This window comes from Streptomyces diversicolor (assembly GCF_057537855.1).
This window is the reverse complement of the sequence record NZ_BAAJXA010000007.1, coordinates 49,115-67,710: the sequence shown is the minus strand read 5'-3', so window position 1 is coordinate 67,710 and position 18,596 is coordinate 49,115. Positions and strand designations below refer to the sequence as shown.

Here is an 18,596-nt window from a genome sequence, read left to right as displayed (position 1 = left end):
CCGGGACCGGACGGAGACGAGAAGGGGTAAGGCATGCTGGAGGCGGCAGGCTTGACAGCGCGTGAGGAAACGGTCTACCGCCTTCTGGTCGGCACCGCGACCGCGTCGGTCCAGGAGATCGCCGATCAGACCGGACTCCCGCCCGACACCGTGGAGTCGACCCTGGTGTCCCTGCGCGGCAAGGGGCTCGCCACCCCCACCGACCGCGACCCGCCGCACTTCGCCGCCACGCCGCCCGACGTGGCACTGCTGCCCCGGCTCCAGCGGCACGCCGACGCCCTCGACAAGGCCCGCACCGCGGTCGGCGACCTGCTGGACAGCTACCGCAGCGCACGCCGCCGCCAGGACGCGGGCCAGCTCATCGAAGTGATCACCGGGGCGGAGGCGCTGCGTGAGCATCTGCGCCGGATGCAGGACAACGCGCGCCACGAGATGCTCTGGTTCTGCAAGGCCCAGTACGTGGCCATGCCGTCGGGCAGCAACCGCGCGGAGTACGACGCCCTCGCCCGCGGTGTGCGCTACCGGGTCCTGTACGAGCAGGCGTTCTTCGACGACGAGGGAGCCATCGACAACGTTGCCGAAGGCGTGCGCGCCGGTGAGATCGCCCGCTCGGTACCCCACCTCCCGCTGCGTCTGGCCATAGCCGACCGGGCCATCGCCATCTGCCCGCTGGTCCCCGGCGGCGCGCACGGCAACCCCGGCGAACCGACGGCGGCACTGCTGCGCGACAGCAGTCTCCTGGACGCGCTGACAGCTCTCTTCGAACGCTACTGGGAGGACGCCGTCCCGCTGCGCGTCGGTGCGGCCGGCACCGTCGACGGCACCGACGACCACGGCGCGGGCGCCCTGTCCGAAACCGACCGCCGACTGCTGTCGCTGCTTGTGGCGGGCGTCGCCGACAAGGCCATCGCCAGCCAGATGAAACTGAGCCGGCGCACCATCCAACGGCACATCCAGCACATGATGGCCCTCACCGGCGCCGAGACCCGTATGCAGCTGGCCTGGCAGGCCGCCCGCCGGAACTGGCTCTGAGCCTGTGCTCGCCGGCCATGCCGGACCGACGGGGTGTCTTCCGCGGCTGTCCGATCCATCGGTGCTCGTGCGAACTCCCGGGCCGGTGCAACCTCCGCTCGGCGCCGACGAGTTGGAAAGAACGACGCAGGGCGATCCCGTCCGGCATACTTACGAGCGCGGACCACCCTGCTCACCAGCACGCAGGCCAAGGCCCCAGCGCGTGGTCCGAACCTGAGGCACACTTCCGGGGAAAAGTCGTCATGAAAAACCTTCAGCCTTCGGACCCGACGTCCATAGGCGGCTATCCATTGCTCGGCCGGCTCGGCGCGGGAGGCATGGGGCAGGTGTTCTTGTCCCGTACGGGGTCGGGCCGCCTGCTCGCACTGAAGACCATCCGCGACGATCTCAGCTCGGAGCCGGGGTTCGAGGAGCGGTTCACCCGTGAGATACGCAACAGCGACCGGGTCCGTTCGCCGTGGACCGTGACCGTCGTGGACTACAGTGCCCCGGGCCAGCGCCCGCAGTGGCTGGCCACCGAGTATGTGCCCGCGCCCTCGCTCGCCGAATGGGTCACGGCCCACGGCCCCCTGCCGCGGACCGCGCTGCTGTCACTCGCCGCCGAACTGAGCGGCGCCGTGCAGGCCGTGCACCAGGCCGACCTCGCACACCGGGACATCAAGCCCGGGAACGTCCTGCTGGCACGCGACCGTCCCCGGCTGATCGACTTCGGTGTCGCACGGGCCGCCGACGATGCCCGGCACACCCGCCTCGGCGTCTCCGTGGGCTCCCCCGGATTTCTCGCGCCGGACCAGGCCGTCGGCGGTGTCGCCGCCGAACCCGCCGACGTGTTCTCGCTGGCCGCCGTGCTGGTGTACGCCGCGACCGGACGCGGCCCCTTCTCACGCGCGGGGGAACAGATCCCCGCGGCCACCCTGATGTACCGCGTGGTGCACGAGGAACCCGACCTCACAGGAGTCCCCGCGGAGTTGGTGCCGCTGCTCACCGCGTGCCTCACCAAGGACCCGGAGCTGCGCCCGACGGCGGCCCAGCTGAGCGGATGGCTGGAGGAGAAGGGTGCCCGGATCGGGCGTTGGCCTGAGGAATGCCCCACGGGTCTCGCCGGACAGCTCACCGAGGCCGAACACTGGGCGCGCACCGAAGTCGACCTCGCGGCCACCGCGGGTCAGGGATCGGCCTTACCGACGATGAGGTCCGACACCGTCCTCGACACCCCGGCGGAGCCCGGCAATCGCCGTCGGCGGGCCTGGCTGCTGACCACGGCCGTCGCTGCGGTCGCGGTCGTGGCGGCCGTGGTGGCCGTCGTCCATTTCGGTACGCAGCGTTCCTCGGCCGAATCCTCCCCGTCCACGCAGGGACCGCCGTCCGCCTCGGCGACCACGGGGAAGACGCCGTCGGCCTCGGCCCAGGAGTCCCGGGAGCCCCAGGACAAGGGCGCGGCACTCAAGGTCATACGGGCCACGTTCGAGCTGGCCACCGGAGACTCCGTGGGTACCGGCGCCAGGACCCTGGTCATGCAGCAGGACGGAAACCTGGTGGTCAACGACCAGCACGACAAGGCGCGCTGGGCCACGATGACCGTCGGCGAGGGCAACTCGGCCCGCTTCCAGACGGACGGCAACCTGGTCGTCTACAACAGCGGCGGGCAGCCGCTGTGGGCCTCGCAGACCAATGGCCACCCGGGAGCGGTCCTCGTGTTCCAGGCCGACGGAAACGTTGTCATCAAGTCCGGCGACACCGTGCTGTGGGCGGCCGGAACGGACGGTTGACGGAGTCCCGCGCCCTCGGGGGCATGGGCCCGGCCGCGTCACCACCCCGATCCGGTCCTGGCCCTGAGCTGCCGCGGGCCCCGGTCCGGATCACCGCCTGCGAGGTTCGGTCGGGCGGCACGCCCATGGCCTGGCCGGCCTCGACGTCGACCGACAAGGTGCCGTAGGTGCAGCAGACCGTCTCGGCTTCAGCCCAGCGCGTCCAGCAGGGCGGTGACATAGGCATCCAGCCGCTCCTCGACGGCTCGCGTCGTCAGCTCTGTCCTCCCCGCCTCTCGCCACGGCTGCGACACCAGGTGCACTTCCTCTGAGCACGCCAACGCGTCCCGCACCTGCCAGTACAACCGCTCGTTCGATGCAGCGGCCAGCACCCCGCCAGCCTCCTCGTACGCCTCGGCGAACCGCAGACCCCACGCCGGGCCGTGCAGCAGCGCGAGCTGGGTGGAGCAGTGCGCCACATCGAGGTCCGCCGGGCCCCAGGAGGCAACTGCCCAGTCGACGACCCCCGTGATCCGGGGATCTTCCGGCCGTAGCGGCGGGACGTCGAAGAGCACATTGCCGGGTTGGAAGTCCCGGTGCAGGAACCGCCCCGCATAGGGCGGCGCGGGCGAGCGGATCATGTCGATCGCCGCGGCCCATGCCGCCGCGTCGGCGCCCGCCGGAACGACGACGGTCTCGGCGGTCGTCAACGCCACATACGTCCGGGGCCGCTCGGCGGGTCGCACCGCGTGGATCGCCACGAGCTGACGGGCCAGCAGCGGCACGCGCGCCTCCAGTCCCACATCATCGAGGACGGTCCGGCCGGGCATATGCGTCATCAGGAGCGACGGATACTCACCATGCGCGGCGGTCGGATCGACCGCGACCAGCCCAGGGGCCGGCACGCCGGTCCCCGCGAGCAGGGTCAGGGCGCCGGCCTCTCTGCTCAGCGAGTCCTCGGCGTGCCCCGCGCAGAACGGACCGACGAAGCTCCGCAGCACCAGGTCACGGCTGCCGCCGTGTCGCGTGGCGATGGTCAGCCTCCGCATTTCGGCGGTGATACCACCGCGCAGCGCCTCGGTCCTGACGATCCGTTCTCCCACCGCCAGGTGCCGCCTCACCCAAGCCAGCGTCAACGGCCGGACAGCCGCCGCCTCACCGTGATCGGTCACCGTGCCATCCCACCATCCGGCCGACGGCCCGCGCGAGGCTTTTTCGGGGCCGCACCAGAAACTCCCGGAGGGGTGCCGGGCTCACCCCGTCCGCGCCTGTCAGGGTCGCGCCCGTCTTCGCGGACTTCGCGATCCAGGCCATGGTGCGTCAAAAAGTAACCACAACCAAAGCCTGTGCGTTACTTATTGACCTGTGGGCTCGGTCTTCAGATACTCGACAACCACAAGCGTTCGTCGCGGTCGCGGAGAGCACGGAGGTCACACCATGAACCTGTCCAGACGGAATCTGCTGGCCGCCGGCTCGGCCGTGGGGGCCCTGACCGTCACGGGCACGACCGCCGCCACCGCACCTGCCGCCGCGGCCCACGGCAACGGCCACCGACTGCGCACCGGCTTCGAACGCCTCGCCGAGGACGGATACGCGCTGCTGGACGGCCAACGCGTCGGCGTCGTCACCAACCCGACGGGCGTGACCCGCGACGTACGCCACATCGTCGACGTCATGCACGCGGACGACCGTGTGAACCTCGTCGCCGTCTTCGGACCCGAACACGGTTTCCGCGGAACCGCGCAGGCGGGCGGCTCGGAGGGCCGCTACGACGACCCGGCGACGGGCCTGCCGGTGTATGACACGTACCTCAAGAACGGCCAGCCACTGGCCGACATCTTCACCGCCTCCGGCATCGACACCGTGGTGTTCGACATCCAGGACGTGGGCGCGCGCTTCTACACGTACATCTGGACGCTCTACGACTGCATGGAGGCCGCACAGCTCGCGGGCAAGCGGGTCGTGGTCCTGGACCGGCCCAACCCGATGACGGGACGCCGCGCGCTGGGCCCCGTGCTGCACAAGGAGTTCGCGTCCTTCGTCGGCCGGCAGCCCATCGCCCAGGCGCACGGCATGACGGCCGCGGAGCTGGCACGGCTGTTCAACGGCGAGTTCCTGCCGGCCCCGGTGCACCTGGAGACGGTGCCCATGACCGGATGGCGGCGCTCGGACTTCTACGACGTCACCGGTCTGCCCTGGGTGCCGCCGAGCCCGAACATGCCCACGCCCGACACCGCCCTCGTCTACTCCGGCACCTGCCTCTTCGAGGGCACCAACCTGTCGGAGGGGCGCGGCACGACCCGTCCCTTCGAACTGCTCGGCGCCGCGGGCATCGACGCCCGGTGGGCCGAGGCCGCGGACGCCCTCGGCCTGCCGGGAGTGAGGTTCCGCGAGGCGTACTTCGCCCCCACCTTCTCGAAGTTCCAGGGAACGACGGTGGGCGGCGTGCAGATCCACGTCCACGACCGGGACGTGTACGACCCCGTGCACACGGGAGTGGCGCTGCTGGTGACGGCGAAGCGCGTCTGGAGCGACTTCGCCTGGCGGTCCGACCTCAACATCGACCGGCTGACGGGCAGCACACGGGTCCGCACGATGATCGACGCGGGTGCCGGGGCCGACGAGGTGGCGGCGGCCTGGGCGAGCGAACTGGCGGCGTTCCGCGACCTCCGCCGCCACTACCTCCTCTACCGCTGACCAGCCCCGGGCGAACACCCTGGAACACAGGGCATGGGGGCTGTTCGCCCGGACCCGCGGTGCGGGAACCCGTTCGCCGGGGACCCGGCCGACCCGCTCATTGCGATTCGTCCGGCACCGGCAGGGGTTGCCGACACGGCGTCGATGTGTCGATGTTCGGTGCGGCCCGGGCGATGTGACCCGCTGTCGACTCGGCATCCTTGTCGTCGCGTGCGGAGACGGCCAGGAGGTGGAAGGGGGCGCAGGAACGGAGTTCGACGCACACCACGGGCCTGGCCCCGCGCATGGCCACGAAGTCCTTCCCGGCCTGATGGCGGCGTGTGCCGACGCACAGAGCGCCGGGAACGCAGACACCTCGCTCGTGACCACCCTGCAGGGCTCGCCACCAGTCGGGCTCGACGGTGACCCGGCACACCGCCTCCAGCGGCACACACACGTTCCGATGACGGGCGGCCGCCTTCTCCCACCATGCCAGACGTACGATCACGTGATCTTCCACGGCGAGCAGCCCTGCCATGACGGAACGCCTCCTCTCCATCCTCGCTCCCGCCCGGTGGAAAGCGCCTAGAGTCAGAGATATGCCCATCAGTGAGGGAACATACGGGTTCGGGTCGTCCACCGGTGGCCGTCTGCTGATCAGGACGAGCCGCGCCGGGCTGGGCCGGAAGGCGGGCCACGACCTCACGATCGAGGCCACGCGATGGTCAGGGCACGCGGTGGTTGCCGCGGGCGACCCCGGGAAGTCGTCGGTGACCGTCACCGTCGAGACCGGATCGCTGACCGTCAGGGAGGGAACGGGCGGGATCAAGCCCCTGACCGATGCCGACCGCGCCGACATCAAACGGACGCTGGAGAGCGAGGCTGTGCTGCACACAGCGCGGCACCCGGCCATCACCTTCCGGTCCACGAGCGTCACGGGAACACGTGAGTCCTTCGAGATCACCGGAGATCTCACCATCAAGAACCGTACGCATCCGGTGACCGTGCACGGTGGCAGCGACGGTGACGGCGCGGTGTGCGGTGCGGCGGCCGTCACCCAGTCCGCCTGGGGAATCAAGCCCTACAGCGCCTTCCTCGGCGCGTTGAAGCTGGCCGACGATGTCCGGATCGAGTTCGCGGTGACCCGGCTCGAACCGCTGCCCGGCGCCGGCGACGCAACCGGGTAGCCAGATCCGTCAGGGCCCTGCCCGGGACCGGGCGGTGCACCTCGTCGTCGTGCACCGCGTCCGGTCGGCGCCGCTTGGGCCAGTCGCGTGAAGTATGCGCGAGGGTCCGGCCGGTCGTGGGCGTCGTCACCCGCGATGGACGGTTCCCGCGGGGGTGTTGGCGAGATGCGGGGGAGGGTGTTTCGGGGCACGGTAGGGAAGGAGGGGGCGGGCCGCTCTGGTCCGATGTCATGCGAGCAGCGCCCTAGCCGAAGGAAACGTGATGGCCGTAGCCACAGACATGCTCGTTCCTGCGCTGCGGGAGGTCCGTGAGGCCCAAGCCGCGCTGGCCGACCGTTTCAAAGCCGACCTGGCCGTGACGCCCCCGGGTGAGTACCGGGAACTCCTGGAGCGGCGTGCCGGTGATGCCCGAGGGCACGTGTATGTGCTCGACGAACGTCTGGCAGCGCTGAAGCCTCGACGGCTCGTGGAGAACGTCCTCGGCAACGCCTGGGACGTGACGAGGCAGGCATTCCGGCTGCCCATGGACGCGGCCATGTTCGCTCCGAACGCCCTGCTGCGCAGCCAGCAAGGAAGGGCGACGGAGCAACGGCTGCTGAAGAACGTGGAGGAGGAGTACGCGGCCACCGCTTTCGCCGTGGCCATCTGCCGGGTCGCCGAGCGTATCGCTCAGGAGGCGGAGGACGCGGTCACCGAGGACCTGCTCGGCTCCGTGCGCCGCGACGGCGAGGAGATCCTGGAAGAACTCGCGGCCTTCCTGGAGCAGCAGGCCGAGGCGGCGGTGATGGCCGCCGAGGCGGAGGTGGCCGCTGAGGGTGTGGGCGTCGGCGGCGCCGCCCGCGCGGTGCGGGACTGGAGCACCTGGCTGCGGGAGACGGCCGAGCGGATGCCCGGAGTGGACCGGCTCCAGGGGATGCCGGAGGGCGCTCTGATCTCGGAGGAAGAGCTGCCGATTGCCGACTACCGCAGGCTCGGCACCAGGATGATCGTCGAACGGCTCCCGCAGCTGTCGCAGACGGATCTCGCCACGGTCGGCGCGTACGAGCGCTCCCACGCGGCCCGTCCCGCGGTCCTGGACAGGATCGCGGACCTGCTCGGGCCCGAGCCCTGGCCCGGCTACGACGGCATGAACGCCGGCGACATCCGCAAGCGGCTCGCCGACGCCGGAGAGGGTGTGACCCGGCGGGTGCTGGACTACGAGCGCCGTCACCAGGCACGTTCCACCATTCTCGCGGCGGCCGAACGGGTCCCCGCCTGACCGGTTCCGGTCCGGCGGGCGGCTCATGTGCCAGGCCGCGGGGGCTCGACGCGTCGATGCTGGTAGGTCCACAGCTCGTCGACGAGGGTGAAGCCGCAGGAGCGGAAGAGCCGGGTGGCGGCCTGGCAGTCGCACGTGTCCGGTCGGGCGTCGTCGAGGACGAGGGCGACTTCGGCGGCGCCCTGCTCGGCCAGCAGGGCCAGGGCCTGACCGAGCAGCTTGCGGCCCAGACCGCGCTGGCGCCTGGCGGGCGTGGTCTCGATCCAGTAGAGCGTCGCGGTCCGGTCGGGACCCGTGCTGACCACGGCCTCGGCGACCGGTTCTGCCTCCTCGCGAACGATCAGCCGATGGCCCGGCGGGAAGTCGCAGGGGAAGACATCGGCGACCTGTTTGGCCGGTGCCGGCTCGGCGGGGAGTGTGCGATGCAGGTAGCAGCCCAGACAGCGCCCCGTGAAGCCGGCGTGCACCAGCGCGTCGTGGGTGGCGCCGCGTCTGGTGCGCGGCAGGCCGCCCGGCCCCAGCGGGCCCGGCGCGGTGCTGACGAACGCCTCGATCCGCGGGAAGCGGGACAGCGCGCCCAGAGCGTGGCCGATCAGGGCGCGCAGGGCAGGGCGGTCCTCGTACGCGTGGACCCAGCAGATCAGACCGGTGCGCACATCGGCCCAGGACAGATAGGCGATGGTTCCGCGGGGACGGTCCTCGGCATTGGCCAGTACCCCGATCCGCGGCCGGGCCTGCCTGGCCCAGCCGGCCGGCGCGACGGGGCCGCACCATGCCTCGGCCGATGTCTCCGAGACGCAGTACGGCTGCCCCGGAAGCCGGTCGGCATTGATGAGTTCGCGTACCCCTGGTTCGTCCTGCGGGCGAAAGGGACGTACCGTCGTCCCGCTCTCGGGGCTGGGCGAGGAGGCCATGCTGTCCGTCCCCACACCTGCTGGCGTTCCTGTCGGCTACCTCTCAGTGTCACCCCGCCGCGGCCCGGCTGTCACGGCAACGGCGGCTGCGCCTTGGGCACTGCTGTGCGCTGCCGGCCGGGCTGTGCGGGAGCGACACGACGCAGCACACTGTCGGAGCCGGTCTGCCGGGCTGCCGTCAGCAGGGAACGAACCTGGCCGATGACCGGCTGGTGCAGCGGCAGCGTCAGATGGCCGACGCCGGGCACGAGCACGTTGCGCGCCGTGAGATCGGGATGGTCGATGCGGCCCCTGGACGCCGGGATGACGACCTCGTCGAGGTCGCTGTAGAACGCCACGAACCGGGTACGGCATCCGGCGGCAGGCGCGGCGAGCTCGGTCAGCAGCGTACTTCCCGGCCGTAGTTGGCGAAGCAGCGGATGCGGCGGTGCCAGCAGAGCCGCGGCCGTCCCGCCGTGCGGCGTCGCCAGCGTGATCACCAGCACGACATGCGCGTCCCCGCCGAGCACCTGCACGTAGTAGCGGGCGACCAGCCCGCCCAGGCTGTACCCGATCACGACGGCGCTCCGCCCGGCGCTGTGGGCGCAGGCCAGCTCCACCTGCTCGCCCAGGACGCGGGCCGCCGTGCGGATGTCCGGGGTGAAGGCGTGATAGCCCACCGTGGTGAAGGGTCCCGCACCGATGCCGTCGAGCCCTCGCCGAAGCGGCGCGACGACCGATTCCCCGTCCGCCAGCCCATGCACCAACAGAACCGGAAGGCCGCCCTGTGCCAGTCGCGGATCGTCCCGTACCGTGTCTGCTTCGGACACGGTACGGCGAAGACGCCCGGCCCGCCCGACACCTACCACCGCCGCGTCGAGCGGGAGACGCACCAGCCGCGCCGCGGCCCTGCTTGCCTCGACACCCACGCCGCGTACCGGTGACATTCCCGGCACCGACAGATGGGGTCCGAAAGGAATACCCGTGGCCGTTCACCTTCTCCGGATATGCCCCCACTTGCCGCAAGTTGTGAAACATTGTGCGCGACGACCGTATTCCCCGCCACCGCAGGGGACTCCTGGTTCACATCGGATCGCTCCTGATCCGGTGACCGGCTGGAGTGCGGCTGTCGCCCTGTGTTCCACAGGGCCGCGGGAGATCGGGGCTGAGCGCGGAGCGCCGGCGGTCGAAGCGGTCGGCGCAGGTGTCGTGGTAGCGGGTCTGCCGCAGCTCCTCGACGTAGCCGGGATCCGGCGAGGAGGGTCGATCCGTACGGCGCCCAGCGCGTGCTGTCAGGGCCCGGCTCACCGATCAGTTCGGGGGCGAGACGGGCGGGCGAGCGGGCGCGGCGCCACGTGTGGCGAAGCGCGACGGGGGTGTGCCGAAGGTGCGCGTGAAGGCGGCGGTGAACGCGGCGGGAGAGGCATAGCCGAGACGGGCACCGACCTCGCTGACCGACGCGGTGCGCAGCAGCGGGATGGCCGCGAGCAGGCGGGCGCGGTTCCGCCAGACGGCCGGGCTGTCACCGGTCTCCGAGCGGAAGCGCCGGGTGAAGGCCCGTTCGCTCATGGCCGTCCTGGCGGCCCATGCGGCGTTGGTGACGCCGGCATCTGGGGATGCCAGGTATGCGCGGCAGAGTCTCGCGAGATCGGCGGCGGCGGGAATCCCGACGTGGAACGGGAGCGGGGTGCGCTCAGCGATCTCGTGCAGGAGGAGTGCGGCAATGCATCCCTCCCGCCCGGAGAGGCTGTAGTCGATCTCGAATTCGACAGCGGCCAGGAGCAGTTCGCGCAACAGCGGGGGAACGTTCACGACCGTGCAGGTGACGGGCCACCAGGGAATGGCACTCGGCTCGATGTACAGGCTCCGGGTGCTCACGCCCAGCATGTGGACCCGGTGCCTGGTGGCGGCCGGGATCAGTACGGCGCGCTCGGGCGGCACGGTCCAGGTGCCCTCGGCGGTGTCGACGACCATCACCCCCGTGGCGCCGTACAGGAACTGGGCGCGCCGGTGTTCGTGCCAGTCCAGTACGTGGCCGGGAGGGTAGTCGGTGCCGATGGGCAGGACGACCCGGTCGGCGTGGTCGACGTCGGCAAGGGACACGTTCTTCACCCGGCCACCCTACTGGCTGAGACGCAAAGGAATGGTGCCGGATATCGCATGCGGGAAACACGTCCCGCCTGGTGGAGTGGGGGGTGTGGATGGTGCGGCATTGATCGGGATCGGGCTCCTCACCGGGGCGACGACGGTGTTGTTCGGGTTCGGCGGCGGGTTCGTCACGGTGCCGGTCGTGGTGTGGGCGGACGCCGCGCTCGGCGCGGACGCGATGCCGGTGGCGACTGCCACCTCGGCCCTGGTGATGGTGGTCAATGCGGGTTTCGCGACTGCCGTCACACCGCGACGGGTGCTCCTCGCCCTCCGCGGCAGTGGCACGCTGCTCCTCCTGCTGGCGGCCGGTGCCTCGGTCGGCGCGCTTGCCACGCGCCTCGCCCCGGCCGATCTGGCCCGCTGGGCCTTCGTGGTGTACGTCGCTCTCACCCTCGTCGACTTGCTTCTGCGCCCTGGCTTTCTGCGCCCGAGCCCCCGGATCGAGGCGACCCGCGGTGTTCCACGTCCACTACCGGCCCTCTTCGGTGTGCCGGCCGGTGCGGTCGCGGCCTTCCTCGGCGTGGGTGGCAGCGTGATGACCGTTCCCGCGCTGCGGCGGGCCGGGCATACCATGCGTGTGGCCACCGCGCTGGCCAACCCCCTCACCCTTGCCATCGCGCTGCCGGCCACTGTGGTGTCTCTGGGCGGCGCCGCGGTCCCTGCTGCCGCTGACGCGCATGTGCACCTGGTGGGTCTCATCGACCTTCGCGCCGCCTCGGCGCTGCTGCTCGGTGCTCTGCCGGTGATCGCGGTGCTGCGGCGGCGCCCACCGCGGATCCCCGACCGCATCTACGCCTGGGCGTACACAGGGCTGCTTGCCGTGGTGACCGTCGCGATGCTGCTCTCGGTCTGACGGGGGACCGCGGCGGCCCGGCTGCCTACCGGGCGCGCATGTTCTTCACCGCCCTGGCCGTCGTCGCCCACCTCGACCGCGACGACATCGGGCAGCGGCTCAGTGGCCTCCGCCGGCTGCGACGCCGGGCGATACCGCCGGCTGCCGTTGTGCCGGAGAGGGGCGCCACCGTGTTCCACGCCCCCGATGTCACGGACGGCCCTCTCAGCCCCACCCGCCACATCGTGCCGCTCGCACAACTGCGGCGCCCGTTGCTGCCGCCCAGGATTTCCCGGGCCACCCTCGCCGCTCTCATGCTGGAGGAGGCGGAGACGGGCAAGCACGGCACCGGAATCGTCGTACCCCTCAGCTGATTGCGGACTGATGCGACGTCCCTGCCGTCGCGGGCATCGTCGGCCCAGGCAGCATCACCCTCGCTTCGCTCCTGCTGCGGGTGTGACATCCGAGGACAACTCCCGGTGGGCGGGTGTGCGCAGGGTGTGTTTGGCTATGCGGCCTTCCTGCATCACCAGGACCACGTTCGCTGGGTCGCCGAGCACTTCGATGTCGGTGACCGGGTCGCCGTCGCACACGACGAGGTCGGCGGTCTTGCCCGCTTCGACGGTGCCGAGCGTCTCGTCCAGTCGCAGCAGGCGGGCGGCGTTCAGGGTGCCGGCGCGGATGGCCTCCAGCGGTGTCAGGCCCAGCTCCGTCAGATGGCCCAGTTCGCGCAGGTTCTGCGCATGGGGGCCGGCACCCGCGTCCGTGCCGAGCGCCACCTTCACCCCGCGCCGTACCGCTTCGCCCAGTCGCTCCATGGCGGCGTCGGCCATGCGCATCTTCTTCTCGTAGGCCGCGGCCGTGAAGCGTTCCCGGTCGCCGTGGAAGGTCGACAGGGTGGGAACCACGAACGCGTCGTTCTCCAGCATGAGGTCGATACCCTCGTCGTCGATGAGATAGCCGTGCTCGATGCTGCTCACCCCGCCGCGCAGGGCGTTCTTGATGCCTTGCGCGCCCTGCGCGTGCGCGGCGACCGGCCGGCCACGATGGCGGCGTGTCTCGTCCACGACCGCCGCGATCTCCTCGGTGGTCAGGCCCTCGTCCTCGGGCTGGTCGCTCGGACTGTTGACGCCACCGGTCGCACAGACCTTGATGACATCGGCGCCGTCGCGGAGCAGCTTCCTCGTCGCCAGCCGTACCTGGGCGGGATCGTCGGCCAGTTCGCTGAACGGCTCAAGCAGGGCCGACGGGTCGTAACCGCTGGGCATACGGAAGTCGGCGTGGCCACCGGTGTGGCTCATCAGCCGCAACGCGACATGCAGCCGGGGCCCCTCGATCAGGCCCAGGGCCACCGCGTCCCGGTAGCCGGCGTCGATACCGCCGAGGTCGCGCGCCGTCGTGATCCCGGCATGCAACGTCTCGCGCATACGCCGTGCGCGTTCGAAGACGGTGACGATCGGCCGATTGGTCAGCAGCCTTCCCGTGAAGTCGGCGTTGCTGTCCATGAGGAAGTGCACATGGCAGTCGAAGAACCCCGGAAGCAGCGTCCGTCCGCCGAGATCGATGACCGTCGCCGCGTCGATCCGCGGCCTTGAACTGTCCGGCCCCACGTAGGTGAACCGGCCGTCCTGCACCACCACGGCAACCGACTCGACCGGGGCGGCCCCGGTGCCGTCGACGACCCGGGCGCCGGTGAAGACGGTCGGGCCTGGTGATCGGCCTGTGCGGTCCTCGGTCATGGTGTTCTCCTCTCCCAAGAGGGGGCCCGGACCGGCCGGTCCGGTGCGTCGGATGGCCGGCCGGCCGCCGTGCGTCGGCCGGCCGCAGTGCAGCGCCGCCATGGCCCATCCGCCGTGCAGCGCCTCATCCCGCGAAGACGGGCGGGCGCAGCGACGCCCAGGGGCGTTCCGACTCCAGTTGTGCCGCCACGCAGACCAGCAGGTCCTCGCGTCCGTAGCCCGCCGCCAGTTGGACGCCGATGGGCACACCGGACTCGGTCAGCGAGGCGGGCACCGCGATCGCGGGCTGCCCGGTGGTGTTGAACGGCGCGGTGAAGGTGAGCACATCCACCGTCTGGCGCAGGCCGTCGGCTTCCCGCCACGGCCAGCCCACCGGTTTCGGAGGTGTGGCAAACACCGGGCTCAACAGCAGGTCGAACTCCTGCCACCAGTGCGCCATGGCGGACCGCAGCCGCCCCTGCCACACGAAGGCGTCGGCCAGCTCCAGTCCCGTGATCTCCCGTCCGCGCCGCACCCACAACCGGGTGACGGCGTCGAGGTCGTCGGGACCGGGCCGTTCACCCAGCTCCGTGATCAGTGCCTCAAGGGTCTGGACCGCGGTGACGCTGAGCGCGTCGAAGAACGCCTTCAGGCACCTCGGATCCAGCATCAGCTCCGGATGGGCGTACTCGACCTCGTGTCCCAGCCGCTCGCAGATCCGGGCGGTCTCCAGTACGGCGTCCCGCACCGGGGCCGCGACCTGGGGTGCGTGGTCGGGTGCGTGCGCGAGGACTCCGATCCGCAGCCGCCCGGGGTCACGGCCGGCCATCGCGGCCAGGCCGCCCGCCGGAAGAGGGGCGGGGCCGCCCCGGTCTCCCGGGGCGGGCCCGCTCACCGCGTCGAGGACCGCCGCGGTGTCGCGTACGCTCCGGGTGACCACCGCCGGGACACTGTGCCCCCAGCGGTCGTTCCGGCCCGGGCCCGCACTGATGCGCCCCACGCTCGGCTTCAGACCCACCAGGTGACAGAACGCGGCCGGCATCCGGATCGAACCACCGCCGTCGCCGCCCTGGGCCACGGGCACCATGCCCGCGGCGACGGAAGCCGACGCGCCCCCCGACGAGCCGCCGGGTGTCAGACCGGTGTCCCAGGGATTCCGTGTCACCCCGTGGACCGCGCTCTCGCTGACAGACGCCAGGCCGAATTCCGGCGCCGAGGTCTGGCCGACGACGAGGAAGCCGGCGTCCTTGAGACGCCGGACGATGACGGCGTCCTGGCGGGCGGTGCGGCCGTGCCGGGCCACCCAGGCGCTTGCGAAGTTCGCGGGGTCGCCCTCGCTGTCGCTCAGCGCCTTCACCAGTACGGGCACTCCCGCGAAGGGCGCGTCGCCGCGGATGCGGCCCGCCTCGTCCAGAGCCCGGTCGTACCTGCGGTGGGTGAGGGCGTTGATCCGCGGATCGGTCGCCTCGATCCGTTCGATGGCCGCCTCGACCAGCTCTGTCGCCGATGCCTCACCGCGCCGGACCAGATCCGCCTGCGCCACGGCATCCAGGGTGGCCAGGTTCGTCATAGGGACATCTCCTCGGTGGCGGGGAAGTGACAGGCCGCCGCGTGCCCCGCCCGTACCGGGACGAGTTCCGGTGCCTCCTCGCGGCAACGGGGCCGGGCCTTGGGACAGCGGGCGGCGAAGGGGCATCCCCCGGCGTCCGCCCGGTGTTCGCCCGGCCTGTCCTGCGCGGGGTCCACCGCCACCGCTTCCGGCCGGGCACGTGGATCGGGAGACGGAACGGCTTCCAGCAGCGCCCTGGTGTACCAGTGCGCGGGCGACGCGAACAGGGTCCGCGCCTCGGCGATCTCCACGACCCGGCCCGCGTACATCACCACCACCCGATCGGAGACGGCTTGCACCACCGCGAGGTCATGGGAGATGAAGACATACGTCAATGCCTGCGCCCGCTGGATCCTGAGCAGCAGATCCAGCACCTGGGCCTGTACGGACACATCGAGGGCCGAGGTGGGTTCGTCGAGGACCACCACCTCGGGCCGGGCCGCGATCGCACGTGCGATGGCGATGCGCTGCTTCTGGCCGCCGGAGAACTCGTGCGGCAGCCGGTCCGCGGCCTGCGCCGGCAGGCCGACCTCCGCCAGCACTTCGTCGATCCGCTGCCGCGCCGTGTCTCCGCTCACGCCGGCGGCGGCCAGCGGCTCACGAACCGAGGACGCCACCCGCAGTTTCGGGTTGAGCGAACCCGCCGGATGCTGGAACACCATCTGCACGGCCCGCCGGAAGGCCTTCAGCCGCTTGCCCCGCAGCGTGCCAAAGTCGGCTCCGTCCATCTCCAGCCGGCCCGAAGTGGGCCGGTCCAGCCGGACCAGCATCTTGGCGAGGGTGCTCTTGCCCGAACCGGACTCACCGACGACACCCAGTACTTCTCCTCTGCCGACCCGCAGCGAGACATCGCGGACCGCGTGCACGGCATGGCCACCCGAGCGGAAACTGCGGCTCAGGCCGTCCATCGCAAAGAGCACGGGACTGTGCGGACCGGTTTCTCCTCGCCGCGGACCGGCCTCTCCTCGTGCCGGTTCGGTTGCGTCGGCCGGTTCGGCTGCATCGGCCGGTTCGGCTGGATCCGCTGGTTCGGCCGGATCGTGCCGGATGCGCCTGCCCACGGTGGGCACCGAGCCGAGGAGCATTTTCGTGTACGGCGAGTCAGGTCTCACCAGCACCTCCTCGGCGGTGCCCGTTTCGACGATCTCGCCGTCCCGCATGACCGCCACCCGGTCGGCGGTCTGGGCGATCACACCGATGTCGTGCGAGATCAGCAGGATCGCCACACCGAACTCGTCGCGGATCGTCCTGAGCAGCCGCAGGATCTCCGCCTGCACGGTCACGTCCAGGGCCGTCGTCGGTTCGTCGGCCAGCAGCAGCCGCGGCTCGCCGGCCAGCGCGAGCGCCATCGCCACCCGCTGCCGCAGCCCGCCGGAGAGCTGATGCGGATACTGACGTGCCCTGCGCTCCGGTTCCGGCACCCGCACCCGGCGCAACAGCTCCCGGACGGCCTGCCGCCGCTCCTCGCCCTTCAGACCCCGGTGCCGCGCCACCACCTCCCCGATCTGCCGCCCGACCCGCATGCTCGGGTCCAGCGCTCCCATGGCGTCCTGGAAGACCATCGCGACCTCACCGCCGCGCAACCGCGTCAGCGCCTTGTCGTCCGCGTCCGCCAGGTCGGTGCCGCACACCTCGAAACGTTCGGCGGACACATGTGCCTGCTTCGGCAGCAGTCCCAGGCAGGCCATCGCCAGCGAGGTCTTGCCGCTCCCGCTCTCGCCGATCAGGCCGACGATCTCCCCGCTCCTGACCGTCAGGTCGATTCCCCGGACACTGGCCGGCGCCGCGCCGTAGCGGACACTGACATCACGGAACCGCAGCACGGTTTCCGCGCGCCGCTCCGCGTCCTTCCTTGTCGGGCCCGAGCCGTCCACAACTGCGGAGTTCATCGTCTCTCCCTCATGAGATCCAGGCGTCCTTGAGGAACATCCGGCTGTTCGACGCCTCGGTCCTGAATCCCGCGAGCTTGCCGGACCACACGTCGTACACCGTGGGTGTGGCATACGGGACGATCATGTACACCCGCTGGGCCACGTACCGGTTCAGATCCCGGTACATCCGCCGGCGGTCCTGGTCGCCGGCCGCCCGTTCCACGGCCTGGGACATCCGCCGCCACAGTTCCGGGTCGTCGACCTTCGTCGCCTTCGCGTTCTTCTCGAACCACAGACTCGGGTACTGACTGGCGTCCGCGTTGAGGGCGGAGGTCAGCTGGATCATGTCGGCGTTCCAGTTGCCGGACAGCAGATTGCTGACCAGTTGCTCGAAGGGGACCTGGGTGATGTCCACCGTCACCCCGATCTTGGACAGCTGTTCCTTGATGAGCTGGGCGGTGGCGAGCTTGTCCGGCCGGTTCGAGCGGATCGCCAGCCTGAGCCGCACGGCGGGCGCCCCCGCCTCGGCGAGGAGCCGCTTGGCCCGGGCGGGGTCGTACTGGGTGTGGGGCAGGCTCCCCGCCGGTTCGGAGACGAAGGGGTCGCCGGGCGGGATGATCCCCGAGGCGACACCGGCCCCTTGCGCCCCGATGCCGATCAGCTGCTTCCGGTCGATGCCGATGCTGACCGCCTCGCGCACCTTCTCGTTCGCCAGTGGGCCGTCCAGGGTGTTCAGGCCCAGCCAGTAGGCGCCCACGTCGTATCCGGGGCCCACCGAGAACCCGCGCTGCTTCAGCATCGTCGCGATCTTCGGCAGGGTCACCTGGATGGCGTCCACGGTTCCCGACTCCAGCGCCTGGACCCGGGTGGACTCATCGGGCATGACCTGATAGTTGATGCGGTCGATGTACGGCTTCGGCCGGTCCCAGTAGCCGGCGAACCGTACGGTCTTGATCAGGGCGCCTTCCCGGAACTCCGCCAGCCGGTAGGGCCCCGTCCCGTTCTCGTGTGTCTTGAGGTGGTCGGCCGAGTGGGAGCGGACCCATCGTTCGTTCACGATGCCGGCGCTCCAGGGCTGGGCGAGCAGATGCAGCAGCGACGCCTGCGGTCTGGTCAGCTTCACCACGACCGTGTGGTCGCTCGGCGCGGTCACCTCCCGGATGTGGTAGAGCGACGCGTACGGCGAGTGGACCGCGGGATCGACGATCCGTTCGAGGCTGAAGACGACGTCGTCGGCCGTCAGCGGCCGGCCGTCGTGAAAGGTGACGTTCTCGCGGAGTGTGAATACGTAAGTGGTGGGCGTCGTCTGTTTCCACGAGGTGGCCAGCGACGGTCGCAGTGTGCTGCCGTCGGGTCCGAGGCAGAGCAGTCCCTCGTAGAACTGCGCGGCCATGCGTTTCGCGTCGAACGCCTGGGCCAGCACGGGATCGAGCCCGTTCAGCGGCTGGCTCTCGTCGCCGATGGTGAGGGTGCCGCCGCGATGCGGGGTGCCGTCCGAGCCACCCGGCTGCGCCTGGGCGCCGCCTCCGCAACCGGTGACGGACATCGAGGCGGTGAGTATCGCCGCCAGGGCGAGTACCAGTCGTCTGACCGGCCTGGGTGATGCCATGGTGTGGGTTCCTCC

At 71.0% G+C, this 18,596-nt stretch carries 17 protein-coding genes; 8 read left to right on the top strand and 9 right to left on the bottom strand.

The window, feature by feature from the left end; genetic code table 11:
• Window positions 1-33: 33 nt before the first annotated feature.
• Both AC27LF_RS10145 and AC27LF_RS10140 read left to right on the top strand, forming a co-directional pair.
• Window positions 34-1,032: a LuxR C-terminal-related transcriptional regulator gene (locus AC27LF_RS10145; RefSeq protein ID WP_479664350.1), complete on the top strand. Its 999-nt coding sequence runs from the start codon at window positions 34-36 to the stop codon at window positions 1,030-1,032.
• Window positions 1,033-1,274: 242 nt separating this feature from the next.
• Window positions 1,275-2,801, top strand: a complete 1,527-nt coding sequence (locus AC27LF_RS10140) for a protein kinase domain-containing protein (RefSeq protein ID WP_479664349.1) — start codon at window positions 1,275-1,277, stop codon at window positions 2,799-2,801.
• 188 nt (window positions 2,802-2,989) lie between these two features.
• Here AC27LF_RS10140 and AC27LF_RS10135 read toward each other — a convergent pair whose 3' ends face one another.
• Window positions 2,990-3,901, bottom strand: coding sequence for a phosphotransferase family protein (locus AC27LF_RS10135; protein WP_479664348.1), 912 nt, complete (start codon window positions 3,899-3,901; stop codon window positions 2,990-2,992).
• A gap of 316 nt (window positions 3,902-4,217) precedes the next feature.
• Between AC27LF_RS10135 and AC27LF_RS10130 the strand changes: the two genes are divergently transcribed.
• Window positions 4,218-5,477, top strand: coding sequence for an exo-beta-N-acetylmuramidase NamZ family protein (locus tag AC27LF_RS10130; protein ID WP_479664347.1), 1,260 nt, complete (start codon window positions 4,218-4,220; stop codon window positions 5,475-5,477).
• Window positions 5,478-5,574: 97 nt separating this feature from the next.
• On the opposite strand, the gene AC27LF_RS10125 is transcribed toward AC27LF_RS10130, so the two are convergent.
• Entirely contained in the window at window positions 5,575-5,994 is a 420-nt protein-coding gene (locus tag AC27LF_RS10125; protein WP_479664346.1) for a hypothetical protein, read from the bottom strand.
• A gap of 61 nt (window positions 5,995-6,055) precedes the next feature.
• Here AC27LF_RS10125 and AC27LF_RS10120 point away from each other — a divergent pair, with 61 nt between their 5' ends.
• Both AC27LF_RS10120 and AC27LF_RS10115 read left to right on the top strand, forming a co-directional pair.
• Window positions 6,056-6,643 carry a YceI family protein gene (locus AC27LF_RS10120; RefSeq protein WP_479664345.1) on the top strand — a complete coding sequence of 196 codons (588 nt, stop codon included), beginning with the start codon at window positions 6,056-6,058 and terminating at the stop codon, window positions 6,641-6,643.
• Window positions 6,644-6,905: 262 nt separating this feature from the next.
• On the top strand, window positions 6,906-7,901 hold the full coding sequence (locus tag AC27LF_RS10115) for a hypothetical protein (protein WP_479664344.1): 996 nt from the start codon (window positions 6,906-6,908) through the stop codon (window positions 7,899-7,901).
• A gap of 23 nt (window positions 7,902-7,924) precedes the next feature.
• On the opposite strand, the gene AC27LF_RS10110 is transcribed toward AC27LF_RS10115, so the two are convergent.
• Together AC27LF_RS10110 and AC27LF_RS10105 are read right to left on the bottom strand one after the other, a co-directional pair.
• Window positions 7,925-8,830 (bottom strand): GNAT family N-acetyltransferase, encoded by a 906-nt coding sequence (locus tag AC27LF_RS10110; RefSeq protein ID WP_479664343.1) that lies wholly within the window; start codon window positions 8,828-8,830, stop codon window positions 7,925-7,927.
• Between the two features lie 56 nt (window positions 8,831-8,886).
• Window positions 8,887-9,558, bottom strand: coding sequence for an esterase/lipase family protein (locus AC27LF_RS10105; RefSeq protein WP_479664342.1), 672 nt, complete (start codon window positions 9,556-9,558; stop codon window positions 8,887-8,889).
• Here AC27LF_RS10105 and AC27LF_RS10100 point away from each other — a divergent pair.
• Window positions 9,553-9,738 carry a hypothetical protein gene (locus AC27LF_RS10100; protein WP_479664341.1) on the top strand — a complete coding sequence of 62 codons (186 nt, stop codon included), beginning with the start codon at window positions 9,553-9,555 and terminating at the stop codon, window positions 9,736-9,738. The two genes, AC27LF_RS10105 and AC27LF_RS10100, sit on opposite strands and share 6 nt — an antisense overlap.
• 367 nt (window positions 9,739-10,105) lie before the next feature.
• On the opposite strand, the gene AC27LF_RS10095 is transcribed toward AC27LF_RS10100, so the two are convergent.
• Window positions 10,106-10,906 (bottom strand): AraC family transcriptional regulator, encoded by an 801-nt coding sequence (locus AC27LF_RS10095; protein ID WP_479664340.1) that lies wholly within the window; start codon window positions 10,904-10,906, stop codon window positions 10,106-10,108.
• 31 nt (window positions 10,907-10,937) lie between these two features.
• Between AC27LF_RS10095 and AC27LF_RS10090 the strand changes: the two genes are divergently transcribed.
• Together AC27LF_RS10090 and AC27LF_RS10085 are read left to right on the top strand one after the other, a co-directional pair.
• Window positions 10,938-11,795 (top strand): sulfite exporter TauE/SafE family protein, encoded by an 858-nt coding sequence (locus AC27LF_RS10090; protein ID WP_487227795.1) that lies wholly within the window; start codon window positions 10,938-10,940, stop codon window positions 11,793-11,795.
• Between the two features lie 38 nt (window positions 11,796-11,833).
• Entirely contained in the window at window positions 11,834-12,148 is a 315-nt protein-coding gene (locus AC27LF_RS10085) for a hypothetical protein (protein WP_479664338.1), read from the top strand.
• Window positions 12,149-12,202: 54 nt separating this feature from the next.
• Here AC27LF_RS10085 and AC27LF_RS10080 read toward each other — a convergent pair whose 3' ends face one another.
• The 4 genes from AC27LF_RS10080 to AC27LF_RS10065 all read right to left on the bottom strand — a co-directional run bounded on the left by AC27LF_RS10080 (window position 12,203) and on the right by AC27LF_RS10065 (window position 18,581).
• Entirely contained in the window at window positions 12,203-13,513 is a 1,311-nt protein-coding gene (locus AC27LF_RS10080; protein WP_479664337.1) for a metal-dependent hydrolase family protein, read from the bottom strand.
• Between the two features lie 124 nt (window positions 13,514-13,637).
• A complete protein-coding gene (locus tag AC27LF_RS10075) occupies window positions 13,638-15,062 on the bottom strand; it encodes an amidase (RefSeq protein ID WP_479664336.1) in 1,425 nt (474 codons plus the stop codon).
• A complete protein-coding gene (locus AC27LF_RS10070) occupies window positions 15,059-16,990 on the bottom strand; it encodes a dipeptide ABC transporter ATP-binding protein (protein ID WP_479664335.1) in 1,932 nt (643 codons plus the stop codon). The genes AC27LF_RS10075 and AC27LF_RS10070 overlap by 4 nt, the downstream gene beginning before the upstream one ends.
• 10 nt (window positions 16,991-17,000) lie before the next feature.
• A complete protein-coding gene (locus AC27LF_RS10065; RefSeq protein WP_479664334.1) occupies window positions 17,001-18,581 on the bottom strand; it encodes an ABC transporter substrate-binding protein in 1,581 nt (526 codons plus the stop codon).
• Window positions 18,582-18,596 lie beyond the last annotated feature (15 nt).

Bases quoted from the DNA above. Each gene is read 5' to 3' on its own strand.
- AC27LF_RS10145 (WP_479664350.1), top strand. From the start codon at position 34: ATGCTGGAGGCGGCAGGCTTGACAGCGCGTGAGGAAACGGTCTACCGC.
- AC27LF_RS10140 (WP_479664349.1), top strand. From the start codon at position 1,275: ATGAAAAACCTTCAGCCTTCGGACCCGACGTCCATAGGCGGCTATCCA.
- AC27LF_RS10130 (WP_479664347.1), top strand. From the start codon at position 4,218: ATGAACCTGTCCAGACGGAATCTGCTGGCCGCCGGCTCGGCCGTGGGG.
- AC27LF_RS10125 (WP_479664346.1), bottom strand. From the start codon at position 5,994: ATGGCAGGGCTGCTCGCCGTGGAAGATCACGTGATCGTACGTCTGGCA.
- AC27LF_RS10120 (WP_479664345.1), top strand. From the start codon at position 6,056: ATGCCCATCAGTGAGGGAACATACGGGTTCGGGTCGTCCACCGGTGGC.
- AC27LF_RS10115 (WP_479664344.1), top strand. From the start codon at position 6,906: ATGGCCGTAGCCACAGACATGCTCGTTCCTGCGCTGCGGGAGGTCCGT.
- AC27LF_RS10100 (WP_479664341.1), top strand. From the start codon at position 9,553: ATGCACCAACAGAACCGGAAGGCCGCCCTGTGCCAGTCGCGGATCGTC.
- AC27LF_RS10090 (WP_487227795.1), top strand. From the start codon at position 10,938: ATGGTGCCGGATATCGCATGCGGGAAACACGTCCCGCCTGGTGGAGTG.
- AC27LF_RS10085 (WP_479664338.1), top strand. From the start codon at position 11,834: ATGTTCTTCACCGCCCTGGCCGTCGTCGCCCACCTCGACCGCGACGAC.
- AC27LF_RS10080 (WP_479664337.1), bottom strand. From the start codon at position 13,513: ATGACCGAGGACCGCACAGGCCGATCACCAGGCCCGACCGTCTTCACC.
- AC27LF_RS10075 (WP_479664336.1), bottom strand. From the start codon at position 15,062: ATGACGAACCTGGCCACCCTGGATGCCGTGGCGCAGGCGGATCTGGTC.
- AC27LF_RS10070 (WP_479664335.1), bottom strand. From the start codon at position 16,990: ATGAACTCCGCAGTTGTGGACGGCTCGGGCCCGACAAGGAAGGACGCG.
- AC27LF_RS10065 (WP_479664334.1), bottom strand. From the start codon at position 18,581: ATGGCATCACCCAGGCCGGTCAGACGACTGGTACTCGCCCTGGCGGCG.